This is a genomic window from Streptomyces sp. NPDC037242, assembly GCF_055604165.1.
The window spans coordinates 140548-165540 of sequence record NZ_JBVJUY010000019.1 but is presented as its reverse complement, the minus strand read 5'-3'; the positions used below and the strand labels follow the sequence as shown (position 1 = coordinate 165540).

29 protein-coding genes are annotated in these 24993 nt (G+C 71.3%); 16 read left to right on the top strand and 13 right to left on the bottom strand.

Annotation, left to right across the window (positions count from 1 at the left end; translation table 11 throughout):
* Window positions 1-132 precede the first annotated feature (132 nt).
* Both ACZ7GJ_RS23225 and ACZ7GJ_RS23220 read left to right on the top strand, forming a co-directional pair.
* Window positions 133-1917: an ATP-binding cassette domain-containing protein gene (locus ACZ7GJ_RS23225; RefSeq protein WP_470754305.1), complete on the top strand. Its 1785-nt coding sequence runs from the start codon at window positions 133-135 to the stop codon at window positions 1915-1917.
* Complete coding sequence (locus ACZ7GJ_RS23220; RefSeq protein WP_470754304.1) at window positions 1914-3686, top strand: ATP-binding cassette domain-containing protein; 1773 nt, start codon at window positions 1914-1916, stop codon at window positions 3684-3686. Before ACZ7GJ_RS23225 ends, ACZ7GJ_RS23220 begins: the two co-directional genes overlap by 4 nt.
* A gap of 34 nt (window positions 3687-3720) precedes the next feature.
* Here the strand turns inward: ACZ7GJ_RS23220 and ACZ7GJ_RS23215 are convergent, their stop codons facing one another.
* The 3 genes from ACZ7GJ_RS23215 to ACZ7GJ_RS23205 form a co-directional block, all read right to left on the bottom strand.
* On the bottom strand, window positions 3721-4329 hold the full coding sequence (locus ACZ7GJ_RS23215) for a response regulator transcription factor (protein WP_470754303.1): 609 nt from the start codon (window positions 4327-4329) through the stop codon (window positions 3721-3723).
* A gap of 220 nt (window positions 4330-4549) precedes the next feature.
* Entirely contained in the window at window positions 4550-4963 is a 414-nt protein-coding gene (locus ACZ7GJ_RS23210; RefSeq protein WP_470754302.1) for a nuclear transport factor 2 family protein, read from the bottom strand.
* Window positions 4960-5697, bottom strand: a complete 738-nt coding sequence (locus ACZ7GJ_RS23205; protein WP_470754301.1) for an SDR family oxidoreductase — start codon at window positions 5695-5697, stop codon at window positions 4960-4962. The genes ACZ7GJ_RS23210 and ACZ7GJ_RS23205 overlap by 4 nt, the downstream gene beginning before the upstream one ends.
* An 88-nt stretch (window positions 5698-5785) precedes the next feature.
* On the opposite strand from ACZ7GJ_RS23205, the gene ACZ7GJ_RS23200 reads away from it, so the two are divergent.
* Window positions 5786-6550: a helix-turn-helix domain-containing protein gene (locus ACZ7GJ_RS23200; protein ID WP_470754300.1), complete on the top strand. Its 765-nt coding sequence runs from the start codon at window positions 5786-5788 to the stop codon at window positions 6548-6550.
* Window positions 6551-6578: 28 nt separating this feature from the next.
* Here the strand turns inward: ACZ7GJ_RS23200 and ACZ7GJ_RS23195 are convergent, their stop codons facing one another.
* Window positions 6579-7010, bottom strand: a complete 432-nt coding sequence (locus tag ACZ7GJ_RS23195; RefSeq protein WP_470754298.1) for a DUF5958 family protein — start codon at window positions 7008-7010, stop codon at window positions 6579-6581.
* 132 nt (window positions 7011-7142) lie between these two features.
* Between ACZ7GJ_RS23195 and lepB the strand changes: the two genes are divergently transcribed.
* Window positions 7143-7817 (top strand): signal peptidase I, encoded by a 675-nt coding sequence (gene lepB / locus ACZ7GJ_RS23190; protein ID WP_470754297.1) that lies wholly within the window; start codon window positions 7143-7145, stop codon window positions 7815-7817.
* A gap of 17 nt (window positions 7818-7834) precedes the next feature.
* Here the strand turns inward: lepB and ACZ7GJ_RS23185 are convergent, their stop codons facing one another.
* Window positions 7835-9034: an MFS transporter gene (locus ACZ7GJ_RS23185; RefSeq protein WP_470754296.1), complete on the bottom strand. Its 1200-nt coding sequence runs from the start codon at window positions 9032-9034 to the stop codon at window positions 7835-7837.
* A 73-nt stretch (window positions 9035-9107) separates the two neighbouring features.
* Here ACZ7GJ_RS23185 and ACZ7GJ_RS23180 point away from each other — a divergent pair, with 73 nt between their 5' ends.
* The 3 genes from ACZ7GJ_RS23180 to ACZ7GJ_RS23170 are packed head-to-tail and all read left to right on the top strand — an operon-like array spanning window position 9108 to window position 10896.
* Window positions 9108-9863: a DeoR/GlpR family DNA-binding transcription regulator gene (locus ACZ7GJ_RS23180; RefSeq protein WP_470754293.1), complete on the top strand. Its 756-nt coding sequence runs from the start codon at window positions 9108-9110 to the stop codon at window positions 9861-9863.
* Window positions 9864-9868: 5 nt separating this feature from the next.
* Complete coding sequence (locus tag ACZ7GJ_RS23175) at window positions 9869-10462, top strand: HAD family hydrolase (RefSeq protein ID WP_470754292.1); 594 nt, start codon at window positions 9869-9871, stop codon at window positions 10460-10462.
* A gap of 14 nt (window positions 10463-10476) precedes the next feature.
* Complete coding sequence (locus ACZ7GJ_RS23170) at window positions 10477-10896, top strand: DUF732 domain-containing protein (protein WP_470754290.1); 420 nt, start codon at window positions 10477-10479, stop codon at window positions 10894-10896.
* Window positions 10897-10910: 14 nt separating this feature from the next.
* Here ACZ7GJ_RS23170 and ACZ7GJ_RS23165 read toward each other — a convergent pair whose 3' ends face one another.
* Both ACZ7GJ_RS23165 and ACZ7GJ_RS23160 read right to left on the bottom strand, forming a co-directional pair.
* Window positions 10911-11195, bottom strand: a complete 285-nt coding sequence (locus ACZ7GJ_RS23165; RefSeq protein ID WP_470754288.1) for a hypothetical protein — start codon at window positions 11193-11195, stop codon at window positions 10911-10913.
* A 190-nt stretch (window positions 11196-11385) separates the two neighbouring features.
* A complete protein-coding gene (locus ACZ7GJ_RS23160; protein ID WP_470754286.1) occupies window positions 11386-11847 on the bottom strand; it encodes an RICIN domain-containing protein in 462 nt (153 codons plus the stop codon).
* Window positions 11848-12048: 201 nt separating this feature from the next.
* On the opposite strand from ACZ7GJ_RS23160, the gene ACZ7GJ_RS23155 reads away from it, so the two are divergent.
* A complete protein-coding gene (locus ACZ7GJ_RS23155; protein ID WP_470754285.1) occupies window positions 12049-12186 on the top strand; it encodes a hypothetical protein in 138 nt (45 codons plus the stop codon).
* A gap of 139 nt (window positions 12187-12325) precedes the next feature.
* On the top strand, window positions 12326-12673 hold the full coding sequence (locus ACZ7GJ_RS23150) for a hypothetical protein (protein ID WP_470754284.1): 348 nt from the start codon (window positions 12326-12328) through the stop codon (window positions 12671-12673).
* 32 nt (window positions 12674-12705) lie between these two features.
* Here the strand turns inward: ACZ7GJ_RS23150 and ACZ7GJ_RS23145 are convergent, their stop codons facing one another.
* Together ACZ7GJ_RS23145 and ACZ7GJ_RS23140 are read right to left on the bottom strand one after the other, a co-directional pair.
* Window positions 12706-13446 carry a class I SAM-dependent DNA methyltransferase gene (locus ACZ7GJ_RS23145; protein WP_470754283.1) on the bottom strand — a complete coding sequence of 247 codons (741 nt, stop codon included), beginning with the start codon at window positions 13444-13446 and terminating at the stop codon, window positions 12706-12708.
* A 43-nt stretch (window positions 13447-13489) separates the two neighbouring features.
* On the bottom strand, window positions 13490-13768 hold the full coding sequence (locus ACZ7GJ_RS23140; RefSeq protein ID WP_470754281.1) for a hypothetical protein: 279 nt from the start codon (window positions 13766-13768) through the stop codon (window positions 13490-13492).
* Window positions 13769-14257: 489 nt separating this feature from the next.
* Between ACZ7GJ_RS23140 and ACZ7GJ_RS23135 the strand changes: the two genes are divergently transcribed.
* Entirely contained in the window at window positions 14258-14743 is a 486-nt protein-coding gene (locus ACZ7GJ_RS23135) for a DUF2975 domain-containing protein (RefSeq protein WP_470754280.1), read from the top strand.
* Window positions 14743-14976, top strand: coding sequence for a helix-turn-helix domain-containing protein (locus ACZ7GJ_RS23130; RefSeq protein ID WP_470754278.1), 234 nt, complete (start codon window positions 14743-14745; stop codon window positions 14974-14976). The genes ACZ7GJ_RS23135 and ACZ7GJ_RS23130 overlap by 1 nt, the downstream gene beginning before the upstream one ends.
* Before the next feature lie 34 nt (window positions 14977-15010).
* Here the strand turns inward: ACZ7GJ_RS23130 and ACZ7GJ_RS23125 are convergent, their stop codons facing one another.
* The 3 genes from ACZ7GJ_RS23125 to ACZ7GJ_RS23115 all read right to left on the bottom strand — a co-directional run bounded on the left by ACZ7GJ_RS23125 (window position 15011) and on the right by ACZ7GJ_RS23115 (window position 18825).
* The gene (locus tag ACZ7GJ_RS23125) at window positions 15011-16354 is read right to left on the bottom strand and encodes a phytase (RefSeq protein WP_470754277.1); all 1344 of its coding nucleotides are present in this window, start codon (window positions 16352-16354) and stop codon (window positions 15011-15013) included.
* A gap of 223 nt (window positions 16355-16577) precedes the next feature.
* Complete coding sequence (locus ACZ7GJ_RS23120; RefSeq protein WP_470754276.1) at window positions 16578-17738, bottom strand: SMP-30/gluconolactonase/LRE family protein; 1161 nt, start codon at window positions 17736-17738, stop codon at window positions 16578-16580.
* Between the two features lie 22 nt (window positions 17739-17760).
* Window positions 17761-18825, bottom strand: coding sequence for a gluconolaconase (locus ACZ7GJ_RS23115; RefSeq protein WP_470754275.1), 1065 nt, complete (start codon window positions 18823-18825; stop codon window positions 17761-17763).
* 400 nt (window positions 18826-19225) lie between these two features.
* On the opposite strand from ACZ7GJ_RS23115, the gene ACZ7GJ_RS23110 reads away from it, so the two are divergent.
* The 4 genes from ACZ7GJ_RS23110 to ACZ7GJ_RS23095 all read left to right on the top strand — a co-directional run bounded on the left by ACZ7GJ_RS23110 (window position 19226) and on the right by ACZ7GJ_RS23095 (window position 22966).
* A complete protein-coding gene (locus ACZ7GJ_RS23110) occupies window positions 19226-19672 on the top strand; it encodes a nitroreductase family deazaflavin-dependent oxidoreductase (protein WP_470754274.1) in 447 nt (148 codons plus the stop codon).
* Window positions 19673-19768: 96 nt separating this feature from the next.
* On the top strand, window positions 19769-20656 hold the full coding sequence (locus tag ACZ7GJ_RS23105; protein ID WP_470754316.1) for a LysR family transcriptional regulator: 888 nt from the start codon (window positions 19769-19771) through the stop codon (window positions 20654-20656).
* 200 nt (window positions 20657-20856) lie between these two features.
* Window positions 20857-21516: a hemerythrin domain-containing protein gene (locus ACZ7GJ_RS23100; protein ID WP_470754273.1), complete on the top strand. Its 660-nt coding sequence runs from the start codon at window positions 20857-20859 to the stop codon at window positions 21514-21516.
* A gap of 139 nt (window positions 21517-21655) precedes the next feature.
* Entirely contained in the window at window positions 21656-22966 is a 1311-nt protein-coding gene (locus ACZ7GJ_RS23095; RefSeq protein ID WP_470754271.1) for an SgcJ/EcaC family oxidoreductase, read from the top strand.
* Window positions 22967-23150: 184 nt separating this feature from the next.
* On the opposite strand, the gene ACZ7GJ_RS23090 is transcribed toward ACZ7GJ_RS23095, so the two are convergent.
* Window positions 23151-24281, bottom strand: coding sequence for an NADH:flavin oxidoreductase (locus ACZ7GJ_RS23090; protein WP_470754270.1), 1131 nt, complete (start codon window positions 24279-24281; stop codon window positions 23151-23153).
* 183 nt (window positions 24282-24464) lie between these two features.
* Between ACZ7GJ_RS23090 and ACZ7GJ_RS23085 the strand changes: the two genes are divergently transcribed.
* Window positions 24465-24965, top strand: a complete 501-nt coding sequence (locus ACZ7GJ_RS23085) for a MarR family winged helix-turn-helix transcriptional regulator (protein WP_470754315.1) — start codon at window positions 24465-24467, stop codon at window positions 24963-24965.
* Window positions 24966-24993 lie beyond the last annotated feature (28 nt).

The window sequence follows — 24993 nt, the reverse complement described above, 5'->3', positions numbered from 1 at the left end:
CGCACGGGCCAGGGTGTACTCCTGCGTGCCCAGGGTCTCGATGACCAGCGTCGCCAGCATGCAGCCCAGCTGCGCGGAGCGCTCCAGGCCGACGCGGTGGTCGATCCGGCGGTCGACACGGTGCAGGCGCAGGTGCGGGCCGAGGTCCACACCGCCGACCGGGAACTCCTGGCCGCGGCCCGGCACAGCGGTGGGCGCACCGCCGCCGTCCTCGGCTGCGCGGTGGCGGCCGCCGCGGCAGCACTGGCCGAACCCGCCGTCCTCGGGCACACCCTCGACCTGCTGCTCCGCCGATCCCCGTCGGGCCCCGCCTGGACACTGCTGTGCGCCCTGGTCATCGCGGCCGAAGTGGCGCTGGACGCCGCGGCCGTACGGCTGACCGGCGCGGTGGACGGCCGCTCCACCGCCCGGCTGCGCAGGCTCGGGCTCAGCCGGCTGCTGCGGACGGCCCCGCACCACGCGGCCCGCCACGCGCCCGGTGAGACCGCCGCCCGGCTGACCGCTCACGCCACCGAGGCCGGGAAGGTCCCCGCCGCGGTCGCACACGCCGTCGCCGCACTGCTGCCGCCGCTCGGCGCGGTGGCCGCGCTCTTCCTCATCGACGTATGGACGGCGCTCGCCTTCCTCCTCGGCGTTCCCCTGCTGCTGCTCCTGCTGCGGGCCTTCGCCCGCGACACCCTCACCAGCGTCGCCCGCTACCAGCAGGTGCAGCTCGCGACCGCAGGCCGCCTCATCGAAGCACTGGCTGGAGCGCGCACGATCGCCGCCGCCGGTACCGCGGAGCGCGAACGCGCCCGGATCCTCGCGCAGTTGCCCGAGCTCGGCACCGAAGGCAGGCGCATGTGGCAGGTCTTCGGCGGCACGACCGCCCGGTCCGCTGCCCTGATGCCCATGCTGCTGTACGTGGTGCTCGCCGTCGGCGGCATCCGTCTGTCGGCCGGGGCCATCGGCGTCGGCGAACTCCTCGCCGCATCCCGGTACGCCGCGCTCGCGGCCGGCATCGGCGCCGTGACCGCAGGCCTGGCGGCCGTGGTCCGCGGCCGGGCCGCCGCCCGCCGGACCGCCGCCCTCCTGGCCCTGCCCGTACTCGACCACGGCCGGGCGCAGCTGCCGCAAGGCGGCCCCGGAACCCTGGAACTGCGCGACGTACGGGTCGTGCGCGGCGGCTCGACGGTCCTGCACGACATCAGCCTGGTGGTCCCCGGCGGTACCAGCCTCGCCGTGGTGGGCTCCTCCGGCGCAGGCAAGACCCTCTTCGCCGCCGTGGCCGGACGGCTGACCGACCCCGACGCCGGCGAGGTACGGCTGGACGGCGTACCCCTGCGGGAGTTGAGCGCCGACACACTGCGCCGCGAGGTCGGGTACGCCTTCGACCGACCCGTGCTGTTCGGCGAGACGGTCGGCGGTGCGATCGGATTCGGACCGCTTCCGGAGCCCGAGCCGCAGGCGGTGCGCGCCGCGGCCCGCGCCGCGCGTGCGGACCAGTTCGTACGGCGCCTGCCCCTCGGCTACGACACGCGCCTCGCCGACGCCCCGCTGTCCGGCGGTGAGGTCCAACGCCTCGGGCTGGCACGGGCGTTCTGCCACGCGGGCCGGCTCCTCGTGCTGGACGACGCGACCTCCAGCCTCGACACCGTCACGGCCCGTGAAGTCGAGCGGGCGCTCGCCCACGAGGTCCGGTCCGGCACCCGGATCGTGGTGGCGCACCGCCTCTCGTCCGCCGCCGGCGCCGACCTCGTCCTGTGGCTCGACCACGGGCGGGTGCGGGCGACCGGCACGCACGGCGAACTGTGGCGCCGCGAACCCGCCTACCGGGCGGTGTTCGCCGCCGACGTGGAGCCGGGAGCCGCACCGGAGGCCGAAGCGGCACCGGAGGCCGAAGCGGCACCGCAGGCCGACCGGGAGGTGGCACGGTGACCGAGCGCGAGGCCTGGCGCCGGGTGGCCCCCGAGGCCCGACGGTTCCTGCGCGGCCGCAAGGGCGCACTGGGAAAGCTGGCGGCCTGGTCGCTCCTGGAGTCCGCGCACACGTTCCTCGGCGGCTACGGCGTGGCCCGCGCCCTCGACGACGGCTTCCTCGCCGGCCGCACCACCACCGGCCTCGCCTGGCTGGCCGCGGCCGGGGCCGGGGCACTGCTCGGCGGGTTCGCGCTGCGCGGTGTGTTCGCCGGCCTCTCGGACCTCGTGGAACCGCTGCGCGACGGCCTGGTCCGGCGCGCGGTACGGCAGGCGTTGGACCGCGCGGTCGCCGACCCGGCTCGCGCCCCCGACACGGGCGCCGTGGCCCGGCTGACCCAGCAGACGGAAATGGCCCGGGACTCCTTCGCGGGGCTGGTCCTGACGGCACGTTCGTTCGTGTTCACCGCCGTGGGCGCCCTCGCGGGCATGGCCGCCCTGGCCCCCGTGCTGCTGCTGGTCGTGCTGCCTCCCCTGCTGCTCGGCGCGGCCGCCTTCCTGGCCACGCTGCGCCCCATGGCATCCGTACAGCGCCGTTCCCTGGATACCGACGAAGCGCTGTCGGACCGGGTGGCGGCGCTGGGGGCGGGGCTGCGCGACGTGGTCGCCTGCGGCGGACAGGCGGCGACACGGGCCCGGGTGGAGCCGCTGATCGCCACCCAGGAGCGGCTGGCGCGCGAGCTCGCCCGCTGGGCGGCCCTGCGCACCCTGGCCCTGGGCACGGCGGGCCGACTGCCGGTGATCGCGCTGCTCGCCGCGACGCCCTGGCTGCTCGGACACGGGATCACGGCGGGCACGCTGGCCGGCGGCCTCACCTACGTGGTGCAGGCCCTGCTGCCCGCCCTCAACTCCCTGATGACCGCGGTGGGTTCCGCCGGCACTCGGCTGCTGGTGGTACTCGAACGCTTCTGCGACACGGCGCCGCCGACTCCGGCCGGCCGCCGTGCGACGACACCACAGGTGAGCGGTCACCCCGGCCCGCGGAACGCCGCCGCGGCCGAACTCCGGGGCGTCACCTTCGCCTACGGCCCCGGAGCCGCTCCCGTACTGGACGCCCTCGACCTGGTCGTCAGGCCGGGGGAGCACCTCGCGGTGGTCGGCCCGAGCGGAATCGGCAAGTCCACGCTCACCGCGCTGCTGGCCGGGATGCTGTCACCCGACGCGGGGACGGTCCTCGTCGCCGGCGAGTCAGCCGGCCGGGAACCGGGCGGCACGGGACCGGACCCGCGGCGGACCCTGCTGCCACAGCAGGCCTACGTGTTCACCGGCACCGTCCGGGAGAACCTGACCCACCTCGCCCCGGGCCCGGACGGCTCCGGACCCGGGGACGCCCAGGTGCTGCGCGCCGTCGGCGCCCTGGGGCTGGAGGGCCTGGTCGAGCGGCTGGGCGGCCTGGACGCCGAAGTGTCCCCCCGACTGCTGTCCCGAGGGGAGAGCCAGCACCTCGCGCTGGCCGCCGCCTACCTCTCGCCGGCCCCGCTGCTCCTGCTCGACGAGGCCACCTGCCACCTGGACCCGCGTACGGAGGAGCGGGCCGAGCGGGCCCTCGCGGACCGGCCCGGCACCCTGGTCGTCGTGGCCCACCGCGTCTCGTCCGCGGCCCGCGCCGACCGGGTCCTCGTCCTCGACGGGACCCGCGCCGTGTGCGGCACGCACGCGGAGCTCCCCGCCGGCTCGCCCCTGTACCGCGAACTGGTGGGGAAGTGGACCCGGGCGGCGGACGAGTGGTGAGGGGACCGCGGCACCCGTCCGCGGCGGCCGCGGATCAGACCCAGCCCGCCTCCTGGGATATCCGGATCGCGTCGATGAGGTTGCGCGCGCCGGCCTTGCGGGTCGCCGCCGCGATGTAGTTGCGTACCGTCCCGGTCGCCAGGTGCAGCGTCCGGGCGATCTCGGCGATGGAATCGCCCTCCGCGGCCCGGGCCAGCACGCTCAGCTCCCGCGGGCTCAGCGGTACGGGGTCGGCCTCCATGAAGGCGGAAGCCAGCGAGGCGTCGATGAAACGCTCTCCCGACGCGACCTTCCGGACGGCCCGTACGAGCCGTCCCGGCGAGCCGTCCTTGTCGACGTAGCCGCGGGCCTCGGCCCGGAAGGCCCGGTGCAGCGCACCCGGCGCGCCGGTCGAGGCGAGCACCAGCACCGGGGACGGGGACGAGAGGGCCTGTCGGCCCGCACGCCCGCTGTCGGCCAGAACGGCCGTCGTGCCCGGACAGTCCAGGTCCACCACCGTCACGTCTGGTCGTAAGGACTCGGACTGGCGCACCGCGGTACGCCAGCCCGCCGACGTGACCTCGAAGGACCCTTCCGATCTCAGCAGGGCGGCCAGGGCCGACCTGACGAGGCTGACGCTGTGCAGGACGAGAACCTTCGTCATCGTGTGCTCTCCTCGGTGAACGAACCAACGGCACCACGCGGTTGCCCCCGTACACGGGTGATGGAACGTCGCTTCGGGGGGCGTGCAGGGGCGTACGGCCAACTTGGCCGAGATTCCCAAGGATTCCGTTTCTCTTCGGCGAGTAACCCCCTTGAACACTCGCCCCGTCTCGACACGACGCGCCCGGCGATCAGGCGGCCGGGTCCTCGCCCGCGGTCCACTAGACGCCCACCCCCTGGCGGACCACGACCCAGCCGTTCCCCTCCCGCCGGAACTCCCAGTCGTACGGCCCGCCCATGGAATAAGGGGAGGCGGCCGCCCCGGGCGCGGGATCGGTCACGAACCACATGTAGCCGATTCCGGTGGCCACGTCTCCCGCCACCTCGAAGTGCGTGTTGAGGACGTGGTGTTGCATGGTGGCGTAGGGCGCTTCCGCTTCCTCCACCTTGGCCCTGATTGCCTCCCTCCCGCGGATCGTCCCCCACGGCGCGAACTCCAACACCGCGTCTTCGGCCCAGCAGTTGGACCAGGCCTGCCAGTCCTTGTGGTCCAGCGCCCGCCATCCGCGGACCATGAGCGCGCGCAATGCCTCCTTGTCCTCAAGGGCCCGCAATCTGCGGGACAGATGGGTCATTGGGCACTCGCAGCGGGCCGGACCACGATCTCGTTGACATCGACCCCGGCCGGCTGGGAGACGGCGTACGCGATGGCATCGGCGATGGCGGAGGCGGGCAGAGCCACGGCACGGTAGGCCTTCATGGCCTCCCTGGCAGCGGGGTCGCCGATGCCGTCGGCGAGTTCGGACTCGGTCACGCCGGGGGAGACGAGCGTGACGCGGATGCTGCCGTCCGCGGACTCCTGACGCAGTCCCTCGGAGATCGCGCGGACGGCGAACTTGCCGGCGCAGTACACGGCGGCCGTCGGAGAGACCTCGTACGCGCCGACGGAGGCGATGTTCACGAAGTGCCCGCCGCCTTGGGCACGCATCAACGGCAGCGCGGCGGCGATCCCGTACAGGACACCCCGTACGTTCACGTCGATCGTCCGGTCCCACTCGTCGACCCTCAGCGCGGCGAGCGGCGAGAGCGGCATCACCCCTGCGTTGTTGACCATCACGTCCACCCGGCCGTAGCGCTCGCGGGCGGCGGATACGAAGGCGTTCACATCGGCGGAGTCCGTGACGTCCAGGCGGCAGTACGCCGAGGTGCCTCCGGCTGCGGTGATCTCGCGGGCCAGCGCGTCGAGACGGTCGGTGCGGCGCGCGCCGAGGAACACCCGGTGCCCGTCGGCGGCGAGGCGGCGGGCGGTCGCCTCCCCGATTCCGCTGCTCGCTCCGGTGATCGCCACGACCTTGGCTGAGTCTGTCATTCCTGCGGTTCCTCTCGGTCGAAGGGCGGCGGGATCGGGAGAGTTCCTCCGCGCCCGCCGAGCGGGCCTGCGCCCGCAAGACGTCGGCATGCCCGTGCACGGCGTCCGCAGGGTCAGCGGACTGCGCCGGGAAGAGGTCGCCGTCCTGGCCGGCGTGAACGTGGACTACTACACGCGCCTGGAACAGGGACGCGAACGCCACCCTTCGGCCCAAGTGCTCGACGCCCTCGGCCGCGCCCTGCGTCTCGACCCCGACGCCTGCGCGCACCTGCACCGACTGGCCGGGACGGCGCCGGCCGTTCCGCTCACGCCCACCGCCCCGGACCGGGTGGGGCCCGCCCTGCGTCAACTGCTGGACGGCTACCCGGGAGCCCCGGCGTTCGTCATCAACCGGGCCTTGGACGTCCTCGCGGCAAACGCCCTCGCCGAGGCCCTGTACTCGCCCTTCGACCCGGCCGACAACCTCGCCCGCCTGGTCTTCCTCGACCCGGCGGGACGGCGCTTCCACATCCGATGGGCCGACACGGCGCAAGCCGTGGTGGGCCACCTGCGCCAGGCGGGCCTCGATCCCGACAACCCGCGCCTACGAAGCCTCGTGCGAGAACTCACGGACCACAGCGCGGACTTCACCCGCCTGTGGCACACCCACGCCGTGCGCGGCAAGACCTCGGACCTCAAGCACCTCCTCCACCCGGGCGTCGGCCCCCTGACCCTCACCTACCAGGCCTTCGACGTACGCGAGGCGCCGGGCCAGCAACTCATCGTCTACCAGGCCGACCCCGCCACCCCCAGCGCCGAGGCCCTCACCCTCCTCGGCTCCCTCCACGCCACCGCGCAGTGGACTTCGCCCTGACGCCCGTCGCGCTGTCAGCGATTGGCCGTCAGGGGAGCGTGGTGGGAGTGGGCAGGTTGTGCCATGCGTGGCTGCAAGTGCCTTTGCAGTACGTCTGTCTGCGGCGGGTGTCGGCGACTGCGAACACGGAGACGAGGACGCGGAACGCCTTGACGTGTTCGTTGGCGGGGAGGCCGGAGAACCCGTAGCGGGGTGGGTCCATGCAGATCATCACCGCCGGGTCGGCCGTCGGCTTCACCCCCGGCCGTGCCACGCCCGCACGGCCGTCCGCGGCCGTGATGTGCGCTTGCATCCCGTAGCGGGTGACCTCCTGCAGCACCTCCTGCCGGATCTCCGGCGACAGGCCGGAGAACCAGGCCACACCGTCGTCCAGCGTGCGGAGTTCCTGGGCGATCGCGTTGACGATCTCCTCCGTCCCGCCCCAAAGGGATGAGCCGTCCGCCCCGCTTGTTCCGGTCATCGTGCGATCATTCCATCCCGCCGGTCCGGGGTGAGGTCCGGTGGTCCCTGAATCACGGACCCGGGTACGGAGTGATTTCGGCCAGACCGTAGCCTTCTGGCCATTAGTGCTGCTGGGAGGGGTTACGGAGTCATGGAACGCAGGCCTGGGCGTAGAAGAGGCATCTGGGCGATCGTCCTGCTGGTGCTGGGCGTCGCACTGATCGGCGGTCCGATCGCGTTCATGCTGAGCCGGTTCACCGCAGCCCATCAGTTCGGCGACAGCATGCAGCCCACCCTCGTCCGCGGAGACCTCATCGTGCTACGCAAGGAGCCGTTCGAGGTTCGGCGCGGCGAGGTGGTGATGTACGACCCGAGCGGGTGGGGGCTGGAGGGGCCGTTCCTCGGCCGCGTGGTGGCGGTGGGCGGCGACCGCATCTCCTACGCGATGGGGGACGGGTCCCTGACCCTCAACGGGCAACGGCTCGACGAGCCCTACGTCAAGGACGCGCCCGGCGACGGCGGGGTGCCCTTCGACGTCACGGTGCCGCAGGGCCGGGTCTTCATCCTGGGCGACAACCGAGGCAACGCTGCGGACTCCCGCTTCCACCCGGACAGCAATAAGGGGACGCTGCCGGTGTCGGCCGTGATCGGGGTCGAGGAGGACCAGGAGAGTCCGATGTCGGTGGGCCTCGGCCTGTCGATGTTCGCCGGCGTGTGCCTCGTGCCCGTGGGGATCGGGCTGGGGATCGCCGCATTGGTGGTGCGCCGGCGCAAGCCCGCGCCGGTGGGACCCGTCTGGGGCGCGGTGCACGTCGACCAGCCGTAACGGACGGCGTGGGGGCGTCACCTGGTGTTGGGCACGGGCCGGTGCGGCCCGGCGGTCACTGATCCCGTCTCCAGGACCTTGGCGGCGTAGGCGGCGATGGCGCAGAACGCGACGGGGAGGAAGAGCGTGAGGCCGAGCGGTACGAGGTGGGTCATGGGCCCGATCACCGCCGGCCCGGCGAGCATGCCGAGGTAGCCGAGGCCGGCGACGCGGGAGACGTTCGTTCCGGCGGTGTCCGGGTCGAGGTGGCCCGCGGCGCTGAAGAGCTGCGGGACGCAGCCCGACAAGCCGATGCCCATGAGGGTCCAACCGGTCAGGGCCAGCGGGACGTTGGGGGAGAGGGCGGTCAGGGTCAGGCCGCCCGCGGCGATGGTGGCGCCGTAGCGCAGGACCGAGGTGGCGCCGATACGGGCGGTCACCCGGTCGGCGAGGAGCCGGCCGATGGTCATGGCGGTGGCGAACGCGCCGAATGCGAAGGCCGCGGTCGCGGGGGGTGCGCCCAGGGCGTCCTTGAGGTGGAGGGTGCTCCAGTCGTTGGCTACGCCCTCGCAGAGCATGAGCATGAAGGCGAGCGCGGCCAGGATCCAGATGCGTCGGGACGTGCCGGAGCGGGCTCCCGGCTTGGCCGCTTCCGCTTCCGCGGCTGCTACCGGCGCGGGTTCACGGGGGAGCAGGGCAGGAGCCGCGAGGACCGCGACGGCGAGTCCGGCCAGGGCAGTGGCGCCGAGCGTGGCGGCCGGGTCCCAGCCGCGGCTGAGCGTGAGCGCCCCGGCCAGCGCCGCGAGGACGCCGCCGATGGAGAACATGGCGTGGAAGGCGGACATCACCGGTCGCCGGTAGCCGTGTTCGACCTGTACGGCGTGGGTGTTCATGCTGACGTCCAAGGCTCCGTTGCCCAGACCCAGCAGCAGCAGGGCCGCGCCGAGGGTGACGGCATTGGTGGCCAGGCCGGGCAGGATCACGGCCGCGCTGCACAGGGCGGCGCCCGCCGGTACGGCCTTGCGGGCGCCGACGCGGTCGGTGAGCGGTCCGGCCAGCCGCATCCCGGCGAACGCGCCTGCGCCGAGCACCAGGAGCAGCCATCCGAGCAGGGCGTGACTGATGCCGGTGCGCTGTTCCACGATGGGTATGTGGACGATCCACATACCCATGAGGAAGCCGTTGAGGATGAAGTAGGCGAAGGTGGCCAGCCGTCCGAGACGGAGCGATCTCTGCATGCATTCGAACATAACAAACACGTCCAGTGTTTGAAACTTGCCTTTTCGAACGCAGGCGGTGTTCAATGAGGGCATGAGTGCAGAACGCTTGAGGATGATCACCGACGCCGTACGCGGCCGTGGCCGCAGCAGCGTCGCGGAGCTCGCCGAGCTCACCGGCGCCTCGGAGATGACCATCCGCCGCGACCTGGAGGCACTGGCCGAGCAGGGTGTACTGGAGCGCTACCGAGGCGGCGCCCGCAGCCTGATCCTTCGCGGCGAGGAGCCCCCCTTCGCACTGCGCGCCCAGGAGGGCCTGGAAGCCAAGCGCCGCATCGCCGTCGAGGTGGCCGCATTGATCGCGGACGGCGAATCGGTCGTCCTGGACAGCGGAACCACCTGCCTGGAGGTGGCCCGCGTCCTCGCGGGCCGCCGCCTGACCGTCATGCCCCTGTCGCTGCACGCCGCCAACGCGCTGACCGACGCACCGCAGGTGACTCTGCTGCTGCCCGGCGGCCAGCCGCGCCGTGGCGAACTCGCCCTGACCGGCCCGCTCACCGAGGCATCCCTGGCCGCGCTGCGGTTCGACACCGCGGTCGTCGGCTGCTGCGGACTGACCACCGAGGACGGCCTGACCGCCTACGACCTCGCGGACGCCGCGGTCAAGCGTGCCGCCATCGCCTCGTCCAGCCGCGTCATCGCCGTCGCCGAGGCCCCCAAGCTCTCCCGGACCGCCCTGGCCCATGTGGCACCGGCCGCCGCGCTGCACGCCGTCATCACCGACCAGGCAGCCCCCACCGAGGCCACCGACGCACTGCGCGCGGCCGGCGTCACCGTACGAAAGGCATGACCTCCATGAGCACCACCGTCCTCTTCGACATGTTCGGCGTCATCGCACGCCACCAGTCCGAGGAAGGAAAGAGCCGCCTGATCGCCCTGGCCGGCGTGCCCGCCGCAGTGTTCTGGGACGCCTACTGGTCACTGCGCCCGGCCTACGACCGCGGCGACACCACCGGCCCCGAGTACTGGCATAGCGTGGCCGAAGTCCTCGCCACGGACTTCGACGCCCAGCGCATCGCCGACCTCATCGAGGCCGACGTGGCCAGCTGGAGTGCGGTGGACGGCGAGATGGTGGCCCTCATCGAGGAACTGGCCGCATCCGGCCGGCACATCGCCCTGCTGTCCAACATCCCCGAAGAGCTCGCCGTCCACTTCGAACAACGGCACACCTGGCTGAAGCACTTCGAGGTCCGCGCCTTCTCCTGCCGCATCGGCCATGCCAAACCGGAGCCGGGCGCCTACGAGTGGTGCCTTGACGCCCTCGGCCTCCAACCCGGCCGCATCCTCTTCGTCGACGACCGCCAGGAGAACATCGACGCCGCACGATCCCTCGGCCTGCAAGGGCACTTGTTCACGACCGCCGCCGAACTGAGGAAAGCCCTCGCGTAGCCCATCATGTTCTGATGCGTACACACCACATGATCACCGGCATCGCCGCCGCGGCGGCTCTGCTCGCCCTCACCGGCTGCTCCAGCGACCCCGAGCCCGCTGACACGGCCAAGGCCTCACCGTCGACCGTCGCCACCCCCTCGGCGGACCGATCCTCCGCAGGCATCCCCCCGAGCCCGGCGCCCGCACAGCGCGCCGCCTACCTCGCCGCGCTCAACAAGCTCGACCCCGAGATCGTCGGCGGCAATGACGACAAAGCCATCAGCCGCGGGCTCAGCCAGTGCCAGGCCATGAAGGACGAGCAGGACGTCACGAAGCGCGTCGCACAGGTGGAGAGCCGGTTCACCGGGCCCAACCACCCTGAGGGGTTCGGGACCACGAAGAGCGCCGGCATCCTCGTAGCGGTTCAGGCCAACCTCTGCCCCACGTACTGACGGGGCGGACGACTTCACCACTTGAGACCCACTCCGTAGAGGGCCCGAGCGAGCGCTGCTTGCTCGGCCTTCCCGAACGTGATCTCGATGTCCCCGTCTCGGAAGATGCCCATGTCGGGCAACTCGGAGCCCCACAGCGACGCCCGTACTGCCGTGTATGCCGCCCCTACGGCGAGCAGGGCCAGGCCGTCGCGCGCCACGTCCGCGTCGGCGAACACGAAACGACCCGGCTCCAACAAGAGCCGGTATCCCGGCGGCGCGGGCCTCATGGCCTCCCGGGCCGCGGCGGCAAGGTCCACGCAGGCTGATCGTCACCTGTGGAGCGCGCAGGACCTCCGGCACGTAGCAAGCCTTGACCGCGCAGTGGACCCGCACGTCGAAGTGCGCCGAGAGCGTCGCGTGCAGGGCCGTGAAATTGTCGACGGCGCGATGTCGACTACGCCACCCGGCCCATGGCTTGTGCTGCCGCGGGGCGGGGTCTGCGCGCGATCACAGGCCGTTGATGACGTCCCATCGCTGCGAGGCGCCCCCGGTACACCTGGTGGCGTTGACGCGATCGTTCTCCATCCGGGCCAGACACGTGCCGCTCACCTTGTTCTTGATCAGCGCACCGGCGGTCGACGTATCGTCAATGGCCCACAGCGCCGCCTGGTCGGCGGCGGAACAGGACTTCATGGTCGGTTGACCGTTGCGCAGCGTGAGACACAGCTTGGTCGCCCTCTGGCGCAACGCGGTGTGCGCGATCGCGTTGTCCCAGTACCACACCTGATAGGCGTCGTAGTTGCACGTCGTGACGTACGGGCCGAAGTCGGCCCGGAAGTCCAGGCACTTCGGGGGCGAGGAGCGATCCTGGAAGGCGGAGCTCGACGGCGTCGCGCTCGCCGGTGTGGCATTCAGGCCCACGGCGACCACCACGCCCACTCCTACAGCAGCCAGCTTCTTCAGTAACACGACAGTCCTCCTCCGCTCGGCGCGGATCGCCGAGACGCTATCGAGTCTGCCCAAGGCGGGCCCGGAGGGTAAGTACGCCTCAAGGCATCCACGGCATCCAGGGCGTTCACGGGTTTTGCGCCGAAGGTGAAGCCGCCTGTCCCAGCCCGCCCCATGGGGAAGGGTTGTGAAGGTCGGTTCCGTGTCGTGATGGAGGTTCCCGTGCTCATGGTCCTGAACCGTGCGGTGCGCGCTTCGCCGTACTGGCCGGTGATGAGCAACCCGACTCTGCGGCGGATCCTCCCCGGCTTCGTGGTGTCCTCGCTGGGTGACGGCATGGCCGTGGTGGCGGTGAGCTGACTGGCGATCGAGCTGGCGCCGCCGGCGCACCACGGCGTCTGGGTCGCGCTCGCGGCGGCCGCCTACACCCTGTCCGGGGCGGTGGGCGCGCTGCTGCTCGGCCGGCTACTGCGCCACCGCAGGCAGCTTCGGAGCGCTCATGCTCCCCATGGGCCTCGGGGCACCGACGGCCGTGTCGGGCGTCTGCTTCGGGGTCGCCGGACCGCTGTGGCCGCCCTACTCGTCGCTGTCGACCACGCTCTTCCAGCGCTCCGTACCCACCGCCCTGCTGCCGCAGGCACGGGCGGCGAGCTCGGCGGTCCGGGTGCTGTCGGTTCCCCTGGGCACCGCGCTCGGAGGAACGCTGGTGGCAGGCCTCGGCGCGGTCGGGACGCTTCGGCTGTCGGGCGGGGCCCTCGCGGTGCTGGGCCTGGCCGCCGCGACAGCCCTGGCACTGCGGGCGGCCCGGACACCCCGGCCGCCGGCCGACGAGAAGAGCGGCCTCTAGGCCGGTGGCGGTGGCGGTGGCGGTGGCCGACCTCAGCTCGGCTTGCGCCACACGGAGATGTGCTTCGCGGAGTCCTGGGTGAACGGCGCACCGTCCCAGTCCGCGACGCGACGTTCCAGCTCCAGCCCGGCGATCCGTGCCATCAGGTCGAGCTCCGCCGGCCAGGCGTACCGGTGCCGGGAGTTGTCGCTGCGGTAGCGGCCGTCGTCGCCGTCGCGGGTGAAGTGGTGCGAGACGAGAATCTGCTCGACCAAGTCGAAGGTGTCGAAGCCGAGATGCTGCTCGGAGACGTCGAACGGCACCGCGACCTGGCCGGGTGGCAGGAACCGCAGCGGCGGTACGCCCAGCTCGATGACGAATCGGCCGCCGGGCTCCAGATGACGCGCGGCGTTGCGGAAGCACTCGACCTGCTCGTCCTGAGTGAGCAGGTTCGTGATGGTGTTGTACACGAGATAGACCAGGGTGAACTCGCCCGGGACGACGGTGGTAGCCATGTCCCCGATGGTCACCGGGAGCGCGCTCGCGTCGATCTTGCGCCGCAGCACCGCTGTCATGTGCTCGGACAGTTCGATGCCCACGACCGGAACGCCGCGTTCCAGGAGCGGGACGCCCACGCGTCCGGTTCCGATGGCGAACTCCAGTGCCCGGCCGTCGCCAGCGAGCTCGGCGAGGAAGGCGAGAGTCGGGCCGAGCACGGCAGCCGAGGATGATTCGGCCTCCTCGGCGTCGTATCGGTCGGCGGTCGCACGGGTCCACAGCTCACTGCTCGTCACGGACGGCCACTCTGCCGGGTGCCGAGGGGCGCTGTCGACGTATTTACGTCCTCCTTCCGACAGGATCGTGGCCGCGGCACGGCGAGTCCCGTCGGGAGCGGTCCGGGCGGGACTCGTCGGGTCTCACACCGCGCTCAGCGCGCTGCGGGTCGGCCAGCGGCAGTATCCCCAGCAGGCGCCAGGCACCGGATTCGTCGGTACGGGCCACACCCAGCGAGCGGAAGCCGCGGGCGGCGAAGCCGTCGGCGACCGAGGCGACGTGCTCGGCGGCCGGGTCGCCGTCGCAGAGCCGCGCGATGGCCTGCGGGGCGCCCTTGCTCACGTGGCACGTGGCGGGGCCGGGCCGGGTCCGGGGCCGAAGCCGATGGTGGCCTCGGTGCGCTTGGTGACGGGGTCGAAGGGGACGAAGTCGGTGACCTGGTGGAGTCGTACTGCTTCTCCCGGCCGTACCCGCAGTCGAGGCAGGTGGAGGCGTAGGACTCGTGGACGGTCTCGGGGGCGGTGCGGGAAGTGAATTCGCCGGTTGCGCTCATCGCGTTGTCCTCGCGACCGGTGTTGGACTTCCCGTCCGCAGTTGCTGCGGTGCCACGGGACCGGTGTCCGGTCTCACTCCGACCACTTCCAGGAAACCGCCGTGGAAAGCCCGGCAGGGGCCGCGAACGGCCTGTCTTCAAGAGGCCTAGGGCTGCCGGTCCGGGACGTTTCGTAAACGAAAGTGTGCTGCCCTTGCGTCGGTGAGTCGGCGTCCAGCCCTTGCTTAACCTATCGAAATTCGATAGGTTCCCATCGTAAGTCGATGGAGGGATGGGCCATGGGGAAGCTGACCGTATGGGCGCTGCGCTCCGTGCTCGTGGTGGTGCTCACGGGCAGCGTGGGCGTACAGGTGTTGATGGTGTGGGCGATGGCCACCGACCCGGAGGACGGGTCGCTCCCGCTGACGCCGCTGCGCCTGCTCACGATCCTGGGCCTGGCGTCGATCCAGGTCGCCCTGGTCTGCGTATGGCGGCTGGTGGCGATGGTGCGACGCGGAACCGTGTTCTCCGACGCCGCCTTCCGGTACGTGGACGTCGTGATCGGCGCGATCGTGGCGGTCGCCCTCGTATGGTTCGCGGTCACGGCCATCAATGCGCCGGGCCAGCGGGAGGACCCGGGTGTCACCGTCATCATGGCCGGGGTCGGCCTGGCCATCCTGGGGGTCGCGCTCTTCGTGCTCGTACTGCGCGCGCTGCTGGCCCAGGCCGTCGCGCGCGATGTCGAAGCGACGCAGATGCGGGCCGAGCTGGACGAGGTCATCTGATGCCGATCGCCGTCGACATCGACGTCATGCTGGCACGCCGGAAAATGTCCGTGGGGGAGCTCGCGGAACGGGTGGGGATCACCCCCGCCAACCTGGCCGTCCTCAAGAACGGCCGCGCCAAGGCAGTGCGCTTCACCACGCTCGCCGCGCTCTGCGAGGTGCTCGAATGCCAGCCGGGCGACTTGCTGCGCTGGGAAGCCGAGGACGCCGAGGAGCCCCCGCTGTCGGGCTGAGGCTGCGGCCAGCGGGGGCTTCGGTGTACGAGGGTCAGAGGTGTGCCGCGCGCTTCAGGCGGCCGAGGTCCACGAACTTGAAGTTGGTCTGGGTGCGGGCTTCGCCACCGGGGTCGGTGGTGACGGGGGTGTTGTGGCCGTCCTGGACGACCAGCAGGCCGTTCGGGAACTTCCGGCCCAGGGGTTCGCTGGTGACGGCGGCGCCGTCGCACTCCTCGGATCCGTCAGGGGTGCCGGGCTTGTCTCCCGCGGCGATGCGGAAGCCCTTGACGTACGCGTTGTCGCCGGTGCGCTCGAACACGGCGAAGGTGTTGTCACCCTGGCTGGAGGCCAGCAGGTAGCCCCCGCGGCGCGGGTCCTTGGGGTCGCGCCAGATCGTCAGGCCCTCCACGTCGGCGGAGACGTGCCGGCCGCCGAAGCCGGGGTCCTCGCCCGCGTCGCACTCCTCCGTCTCCGGGTTGAACGTGCCGGGCACGCCGAAGGAGCGGATCTTCTCGATCAGGCGGGGCGCGGACTTCAGGTCGGCGTCCAGCTTCCAAATGCCGACGTCCTCCTGCCCGGCGTACAGGTCGCCGGTGTCGGGGTCCACGACCATGCCCTCGACCTGGGGCCCCTCGCCCGGCTCACCGCACGGCGTCCACGACTTCCCGTCGGGCAGGGTGAAGGTGGAGGGCAGGGTGAGGGTGCGGACCGTGCGGTAGCCGATCGTGCCGTTCGCGTTCGGCCTCAGTTCGGCCAGCGCGAGGGAGGAGGCGTTGCGCCGGCTCGCGACCGCGAAGGAACGGCCGCTGCGGCGGTCGGTGTACGCCGTCAGGCCGTAGGCGCTGCGCTGCTCGTTGACCTCGTCCTGTCCGGAGGAGAAGACGTACGGGGCGGCCGTCCCGTCGGTGACGTCGACCAGCGGGGCCGCGCGCCGACTCGGGTCGATGCGGTAGAACCGCAGCTGGTCACGGCCGCGGTCGGAGACCACGGCCACGTCGTGGCGGCCGTCGGGGAAACGCACGCCGGTGATCAGATCGACGTTGTTGAAACGGCCGGGCTTGTCGCCCGCGCGGGGCGGCTGCGGGGCCGCGATGGCCTGCACCTCGCGGCCGTCCAGGTCGTACACCCGCAGGCCGCCTTCCTTGGCGGTGGCGATGACCAGGCTGCGGTCGGGGTTCTTCGCGTTGCGCCAGATCGCGGGGTCGTCGGCGTCGGCGTTGCCGCCCGCCTCGTCGCCGAACAGCGACGGCGTCTCCACGGAGGCCGTCACCCGGGGCAGCGACGGCGCTGCGGTGCGGTCCTCACCCGCGTGCGCGGGGACCGCGACCACTCCCAGCACCACGAGGGTCGCTGCGGCCACGGCCGTCGTCTGCCTCTTCGACGTCACACTCATCATGGTCTCCTGCTCACGGTGTTCAGGGCGGCTCGCCCCAACCGTGGTCTACCTGCGGGTAGCGACCATGGAGAGGATGTGGCGTGCACATGATCACGCCATGAAATCGGATCGACCCCGGGGGCGCAGGGGCGCAGGGGCGCAGGGGCGCGCAGGCGCGGAGGCCGGAGCTCGCTCCGCCTCCGCTCCCTCCCGCAACAGGGCGACACGCGCGTTGACGCGCGCGTTAGGGCACGACCTTGCCGACGCCGCCCTGCGCCTGGGCGGCACGCTGGTCGATCTGCCACAGCTGACCCTGAGTGTTGCTGACGTAGATCCAGCCGTTGACGGTGTCCAGCGCGAGGCCCGCGCACGTCCCCAGGCCGCTGGCCACCACGCGCTGCGCGCCGTCCGCTAGGGCGATCTCGTACAGACGCCCGTTCAGGTGGTCGATGGTGTACGCCCGTCCGGCGCCGTCGAGGGCCACGCGAATGGTGCTCGACCCGGGGAGGTTGGTCACGACGCGGTGCGTGCCGTCGCCCAGGTCGACCTCGTACAGGTGGCCGCCGCCGTCCTTCCGGCCGACGTACGCCTTGCCCCGGCCGTCCAGCGCCACTCCGCCGATGCCCTGCCCCAGGCCGGTGGCGATCGTGCGCTTCTGGCCGCCCGGCAGGTCGACGGCGATCAGCTGCCCGTCGAGCCAGCTGGCGACGTAGGCCTTGCCCGCCGCTGCGTCGAGCGCGACGCCGTACGCGCCCGACACGTCGGCGATCTTGCGGGAGGAGCCACTGGACAGGTCCGCCGCGAGCATGCGGGCGCCGCCGTAGTCGGTGGTGTAGGCCGTCCCACGACCGTCCGCCTGCACGTCACCGATGTCGCCCAGCGTGCTCGCGGCCGTGTACTGGGCGCCGGTGTCGACCTTCACCGCGGACAGCCTCTGGCCGCCCCGGTCGGCGACGTACGCCGTGTTCAGCGACGGGTCGACCACCAGGCCTTCGGACGCTCCCAGACCCGTCGCGATGAGGGCGTAGCTCCTCCTGTGGCCGATGAGCTTCGACAGGTCTTCCAGCTTCGGCATGTCTTCGGCGCCGATGCTCACCTTCGGCGGTCCGAACGCCTTCGTGGTCGCCGAGGCCATGCCGGATGCCGAACCGGGGTCTTCGGAGACCTGGCGCTGCGCGGCGGCCACGCCCTGGGCGTTCTGGAAGAGCGGGCCCAGGAAACCCATGACGTCGAACGCCCCGTGCGCGGTCTGGCGCACGAGCCATGGGTCGCGCTCGCTCTCCAGCTTGCGCACGGCCTCCGAGACGTCACCGGCTCCCGGAGCGTCCTGGCCCAGGGACTGGGCGGACTTGTCGGCGGAACCGGCTTGTTCTCCGCCGTTGTCGAAAATGTTCTTGAAGGACATGAGCTTCCCCTCCTGTCCCCTCCTAGAGGGGCTGCTTCTGGCTCTGGTAGTCGAGTACTTCCGGCTGGAACACCCGGTGTTCTCCCGTACGGACGGCGACGATCTCGGCCGTCCCCTTCTGCATGAACCGCTTGCCCTGGTCGGCGAGGTCGAAATGGCCGGCATCGAGGGAGGCGTCGCCGAGTTTCCACGCGATGACCCGGGAGTACTTCGGGTCGGAGGCCTGCGGCGGAGTCTCCTTGACCGCCACGGGCTCGGGGTAGTACAGGGCGACCCAGCCGCCGAAGGTGACGGGGAATTCGTAGTCGAACTGGCGGATCTGACGCCGCGTCGTGGCCATGACGTCCGCACGGCTGCTGATCTCGAAGCTGACCGACGACTGGTGCTTCCACTCGGTGGTCAGCGAGCCGCTGACGGAGCCGGTGATCCCGAGGAGGAGCTCTCCCCACAACTCCCCGGTGCCGGTGACGGAACTCGTGGCTGTGGTGTTGCCCGTCGCTTCCGTCTGGGTCTCGGTGTTGACGCCCTGGTTGTCCTTGCTGTTGAGCAGGGTGGTCTTCTGGTACTGCTTCATCTCCATGCTCTTCTGGAGCTGCTGTTGGAGCGATGCGATGGACTTCGCCCCGAAGGTGAGCTTCACCTCTCCCTGGAGCGACCAGCTGATCGTGTTCGAGATCGAGAATTCGACGGTGTCCGTCACGGTGATTTTGATCGGGTCGGTGCCATTGACGTACGTCTGCTTGGAGATCATGTCGGGAGGGGGCTGCTGGATGTCGCCCCGTTCCTCGACGACCGGTACGCCGACGTTCATGTAGGCGCGCCAGCCGCGCTCCTGCGCGGTCTCCTCTTCCGGGGGGAAGCCGCCGTAGCGCACCTTGTTCAGGGAGAACCCGATCGGTTCGATCTGCTCGCCCCCTCCCTCGGGGGTCCGCTTGAGCACGTTGCGCCGTTGGTTCCGCTGCATGATGTCGGCGGCCCTGGCGGCTATTTCGAGTTCCTCTTGATTCCGGGTGGTCAGCGGGTGGCGCATGAACACGTCGTTGATGTAGGCCGTTCCCACATCGTTCCTGGCGCTGGCATTTCCCATGCTCTTCAGACCCTCCCTGCGTCGCAGACCGGTGACGCTACGCAATCGGCTGCGGATGAACACCGAGCCGAACCCGCCACGGGGTGAGAACCGGACAGAGGTCGCTGACCAGGCGTTTTTCCGTACGGAGGCGGGCGTGTTCCCGAGTCTTTCCACGGTCTCCGGGGGCGCCGCTGCTGCTTGATCACTGGGGTCAAGATCCACGGGAGCGGTGTCGCGGCCGCCGGCACGGCCGGGCGCGGGAGGTGTCCGGATCCACGGTCCCGCGGCACCCCGGCGCTGCCGGGTCCGCCCCATCCGGCTCGATCTGGTCTCAGCCGAATTCCGGCGGGCGCACTTTGCGTTTTGCCTGACCACCCGTCGGGCACCCATTTTCGTGACGCGACGATGGGTGAATGCGATGCCTCTTGAGGGCGAGTACGGGCCGAGTCCAGCAGCGTGGGTGCGCGATCAGGTCGAGCTGTACGAGAGTTCGGGCGGCAGGCAGGGATCGACGCTCTGGGACACGGGCCTGCCCGTCGTCATCCTCACGACGCGCGGCGCGAAGAGCGGCAAGATCCGCAAGATCCCGTTGATGCGCGTGGAACACGAGGGGCGGTACGCGGCCGTGGCCTCGAAGGGCGGCTTCCCACGCCACCCGGTCTGGTACTTCAACATCAAGTCCGACCCGCACGTGGAGCTCCAGGACGGTCCCGAACGCCGGGACATGACGGCCCGTGAGATCACCGGGGCCGAGAAGGCCGAGTGGTGGGAGCGCGCGGTCGCCGCGTATCCGCCGTACGCCGAGTATCAGGAGAAGACCGACCGTGTGATCCCCGTCTTCGTGCTGGAGCCCGGGCGCGAGTAGGCCCCCAAGGCCAGGTCGGTGAACCCGCAAGCCCCATATACTTCTGCGGCTCGACAGCCTCCGCGCTGTCGGTGGGGAAGGACACACGGGGGCGTGATGGAGCTGCGGGACATCGAGATCTTTCTGGTCCTGGCCGAGGAGCTGCACTTCGGCCGGAGCGCCGAGCGGCTCCTGGTCTCGCAGGCACGGGTCAGCCAGGCGATCAGGAAGCAGGAACGGCGCATCGGCGCCGCACTGTTCGAGCGCACCAGCCGTACCGTGCGTCTGACCAGCGTCGGACGCCAGCTGCGCGACGACCTGCAGCCGGTCTATGCGGGCCTGCACGCGTCCCTGGAACGCGCCCGTCTGGCAGCTAGAGGTGTCACCGGCAAACTCCGGGTCGGCATGATGCCCTTCAACGTCGTCGACCTCCACCCGTACTGGAGGACCTTCCGCTCGCGCCATCCCCAGTGGGAGCTGGAGATCCGGCAGTTGGCGTACGTCGATCCGTTCGGTCGGCTCCGTGACGACGAAATGGACGTCCTCGTCACCTGGCTGCCCGTGGAGGAACCGGATCTCACCGTCGGCCCGATCCTGTGCACCGACCCCCGGGTCCTCGCCGTCGCCGGCGACCACGAGCTCGCGGGGCGGACGTCGGTACGGCTGGAGATGTTCGCCGACTTCCAGCACGCCGTCGCACCGGGCATGCCGCGTTACTGGGAGGACAGCTACCTACCGTTCCACACCGCCGAGGGCCGGATGATCGAGCGTGGGCGCCCCGTGACCAACGCCGAGGAGCTGATCAACCAGGTCGGCATGGGTGAGATCATCCACAGCTTCCCCAGCCACGTCACCCGGCACTGGGGCATGCCGAACATCCGCTGGATCCCCGTCACCGACCAGACGGCGCTGTCCTACGCCCTGGTCTGGCGCACCGAGGCGGAGAGCGAACTGATCGACGCTCTCGCCGGCACGGTCCGCGACCTCGGCGGCATGCGGTTTTGACCCGCCGTGCGATAACCGTCGAGTTATCGATCGACGCACCAATCGTGTGTTGATCCGGGATCCCTCTCACAAGAGGCTTTGAGCATCCGGGGAGGCGACTCGTCGACGTCTCGGCGGTGCCTTGTTCCTGGAGGAACCAGCCATGGCAGCACTGCCTGACACGGGCGCACCCGGTCATCGGCACCAGGAACTGGACACACGTGGAAGACAGGTTCGACATGACCGTGACGTACGCGGTGCACAACGCCTTACGAAGGGAGTTGCACCACCTTGCCAGGGCCACCGCCCGCGACGATCCCGATCCCCGGGAAGTGCTGCGCACCGCCGCGGGCTGGGAGCTGTTCCGGAGGGCTCTGTTCGCCCACCAGGCCGCCGAGGACGACGCGCTGTGGCCTTCCCTGCGGCAAGCCCTGCGTGGTCGCCCCTCCTCCCTGGCGCGGCTGGAGGTGATCGAGGCCGAACACACCGTGCTGGCCCGCCTGCTGGAGGCGATCGACCAGGCGCTGGCCGACACGGGTGTCGGACTCGACCTGTTCGGTGAGCTCACCTTCTCGCTGGTCACCGGCCTGCGAGGGCACCTCCGCCACGAGGAGGAGGTCATCTTCCCGCTGGTCCAGGCCGTTCTGAGCGATGAGCAGTGGGCGCATTTCGCACGCGTCCACGCTCGGAGGCTCCGAGCCGACGCGGCACGGATCCTGCCCTGGCTCCTGGACGGCGCCGCCGATCGGACCGTGTCCGCCGTTCTGGCGCAGCTCCTGCCGGAGTCCGCGCGCCACGCCTATGCGCACCGATGGCAACCCGCCTACGGGGTGCTCGACCGATGGGGTACCAGGACCACCGCGGCCGCCATCCGGTCGTGAACCCTGCCCTTCTTCCGCGTCTCCTTGCGCGGGAACCGGGGAGTTTCCCTCGCGATCACAGCCGAGCCCGTCCGGGCTCGAAGCAAGTCACCCGCCCTCGAACGAGACCGTACGTCCCGTTCCTCATTGCAGGAGTGTCATGAAGGTTCTGCTCACCGGTGCCACCGGCTACATCGGCTCCGCCGTCACCGACCACCTTGCCGCTGCCGGCCACCAGGTCGTCGCGCTCACCCGCGGCGCCGAGCCGCAGCCCGGCCGGGGCTGGCACGCCCAGTTGGTCGGCGACACCGCCGACCCGGCGTCGCTGGCCGATGTGGTGACCCCCGAGATCGAGGCCGTGATCCACCTGGCTCCGCCGAGCGGCGACGCGGAGGCCGACACCGCCGTCATCGAGGCGCTCGCCGCCCCGCTGCGCGGCACCGGCCGCCCCTTCGTCTACACCAGCGGCGTCTGGGTGCTCGGCGCCACCGGCGAGGCCCAGGAGGTCGGGGAGGAGACCCCGACCGATCCGATCGACATCGTCGGCTACCGACCGCGGATCGAGCAGCGGGTACTGGCCGAGGTGGCCGAGGGCGTGCGTGCGGTCGTGGTCCGGCCCGGCATCGTGTACGGCCGTGGCGGTGGCATCCCCGCCATCCTGGTCGACCGGGCCCGCCTGCAGGGGGTGCCCGAGTACTACGGCGAGGAGGGCGTGCGCTGGCCGACCGTCCACGTGGACGACCTGGCCGAGCTGTTCGTGGCTGCCGTCGAGCGGGCCGAGGCGGGCACCGTCTGGCACGGCGTCGGGGAGCCGGCCGTTCCGGTCCGTGACCTCGCCCGGGCCGCGGGCCGCGCAGCCGGAGTGCTCGCCGCCCCGCACGCGGTGCCGGTGGAGCAGGCCGCCGAGGTCTTCGGCCCGCTCTTCGCGGACGCGCTCGCCCTCGACCAGAGCGTCAGCGGCGCCGCCGCCCGTGCCGCCCTCGGCTGGCGGCCGGACCGGCCGGGCCCGGTGGCCGAGCTGGTGTCGGGCTCGTACCGGCCGGTCGAGGTGTTCGGCGCACCCGACGGCCCGGAGACCGATGCCGAGGTGACCGAGATCCGCCGTCTGGTCGCCGAGGTGGAGCACGCCCAGCAGAACGAGCTGGTCGACCGGTTCCTGAGTGTCTTCCGCCGCCAGGACCCGGTGTGGACCACCGGCCACGGCCAGCAGCTGTCGGGCTTCGAGGAGATCGCGACCTTCACCCGGAAGGTGCTGCCCGGTGCGACGGCCGAGTCCACTGCCGTCTACGACGTCGAGCGGGTGCTGTTCCTGCGGCCCGACGTCGCCGCGGTGAACGTCCGCCAGCAGCCCGTCCGCCACGACGGCACCCGGATCGCCGACCGGCCCGAGGGCCGCCCGTTCTACATCCTGGTCAAGGAGGACGGCACCTGGCGCGTCGGGGCCGCCCAGAACACCATCGTGGCCGACTGACGGCCTGCACCGCTTGCGGTGCGTGGCAGCGGCGGGGGTTGTACGTGCGGAGGAAGTCGAGCAGCTCGCCGGGCCGGTCCCGTTCGTGGCGGCGCCTGCATCCGCACGAACGCCCCGTGACCTCGGCGGTCCGATGTCACGGGGCGTCCTCGGACCGGCTGACCCGACAGCTGACGGCTTCCGGCTACCGGCTGAGCGACTTGAGCGCCGCCGCGTCGTACGGCTTCAGCTCGTCGAAGCGGTTGCCGAGGACCTTCGCCGCCCACTGCGGGTCCTGGAGCAGCGCCCGGCCGACGGCGACCATGTCGAACTCGTCGCGTTCCATGCGGTCCAGGAGGTTGTCGATGTCGCCCAGCTCCGCACCCTCGCCGACGAAGGCGCGGATGAAGTCGCCGTCGAGGCCGACCGAGCCGACGGTGATGGCCGGCCGACCGGTGAGCTGCTTGGTCCAGCCCGCCAGGTTCAGGTCCGAGCCCTCGAACTCCGGGAGCCAGTAGCGCCGGGTGGAGGCGTGGAACGCGTCGACGCCGGCCGCCGCCAGCGGGGCCAGGATCGCCTCCAGCTCCTGCGGGGTCTGCGCGAGCCGGGCGTCGTAGGCCTCCTGCTTCCACTGCGAGTAGCGGAAGATCACCGGGAAGTCGGCCGGGACGCGTTCGCGGACCGCGGCCACGATCTCCGCGGCGAACTTCGTACGGGCCACCGCGTCGCCGCCGTAGGCGTCGGTACGGCGGTTGGTGCGCTCCCACAGGAACTGGTCGAGCAGGTAGCCGTGGGCGCCGTGTAGTTCGACACCGTCGAAGCCGATCCGCGCGGCCTCCGCGGCGGCGTCGGCGAACGCGCCGATGACGTCGTCGAGGTCGGCACGGGTCATCGCCTTGCCGGTCCCCTCGGTGCCGTCGACGCGGATGCCGGAGGGGCCGACGGCGGGGGCGTCGGCGTACGGGGCCTCGCCCTGCTTGCGCACCATGCCTATGTGCCACAGCTGGGGCACGATCGTGCCGCCCACCTCGTGCACGGCCGCGGCGACCTTCGCCCACCCCGCCAGCTGGTCCTCGCCGTGGAACCGCGGCACCCGGTCGCTCTGACCGGCGGAGTCGTGCCCGACGTAGGTGCCCTCGGTGACGATCAGGCCCACACCCGCGGCGGCCCGGCTGGCGTAGTACGCCTGCACGTCCTCGCCGGGCACGCCGCCGGGAGAGAACATCCGCGTCATCGGCGCCATCGCGATGCGGTTCGGGACGGTCAGGCCGTTGAGCCTGACGGGCCGGGACAGGATCTCGGCGGCGCGGGAGGCGGTGGACGTGGAGACGGTCATGCGGGTCCTCCGGGGTGAGGTGTGGCTCGTCGGCGTGACAACGAGAAGTGCATAGTACACATGCTATGTATCATGCATATTGCAGCGTCCGGGGTCCGCCGGTCCCCGGGTTCACAGGTGCGCGATAATGGGGCGCCGAAAGGGTCGGGAGGCGTAGTGCTGGAGAAACTGGAGCGGGAGCTCATGCTGCTCTCGCGGCACCAGGTGCTGGCCCGGCGCGAGCGCGACCCCGAACGCCTGGAGCGGTCGGCGTACCTGCTGCTCAGCCGGATCGACACACAAGGCCCCATGTCCATCGGACAGTTGGCGGAGGCCTTCGGCCTCGACACCTCGACCGTGAACCGCCAGACGGCCGCGCTGCTGCGCTGCGGACTGGCCGAGCGCGTCGCGGACCCGAACGGCGGGATGGCCCGCAAGCTGCGCATCACCCTCGAAGGCGGGCGCCGGCTCGCCGAAGACCGTGAGGTCAACCGGTCCTGCCTGGCCCGGGTGCTCACGGACTGGTCGCCGGAGGAAGTGCAGGAGCTGGAAGACGTCCTGGTCCGGCTCAACCGCAGCGCCGAGGCCCTCGAAGGACGGTACTGGCCGCGCACGGAGGAAGAGGTCCGCGCCGCATGCCACCCGCCGGCCCCGCGCGAAGCCCCGATTCCTGCTCCGCAGGTACCCGCGACTCCCGCCGGGTAGCAACGCCTGGCGTGCGGAGCCGCACTGC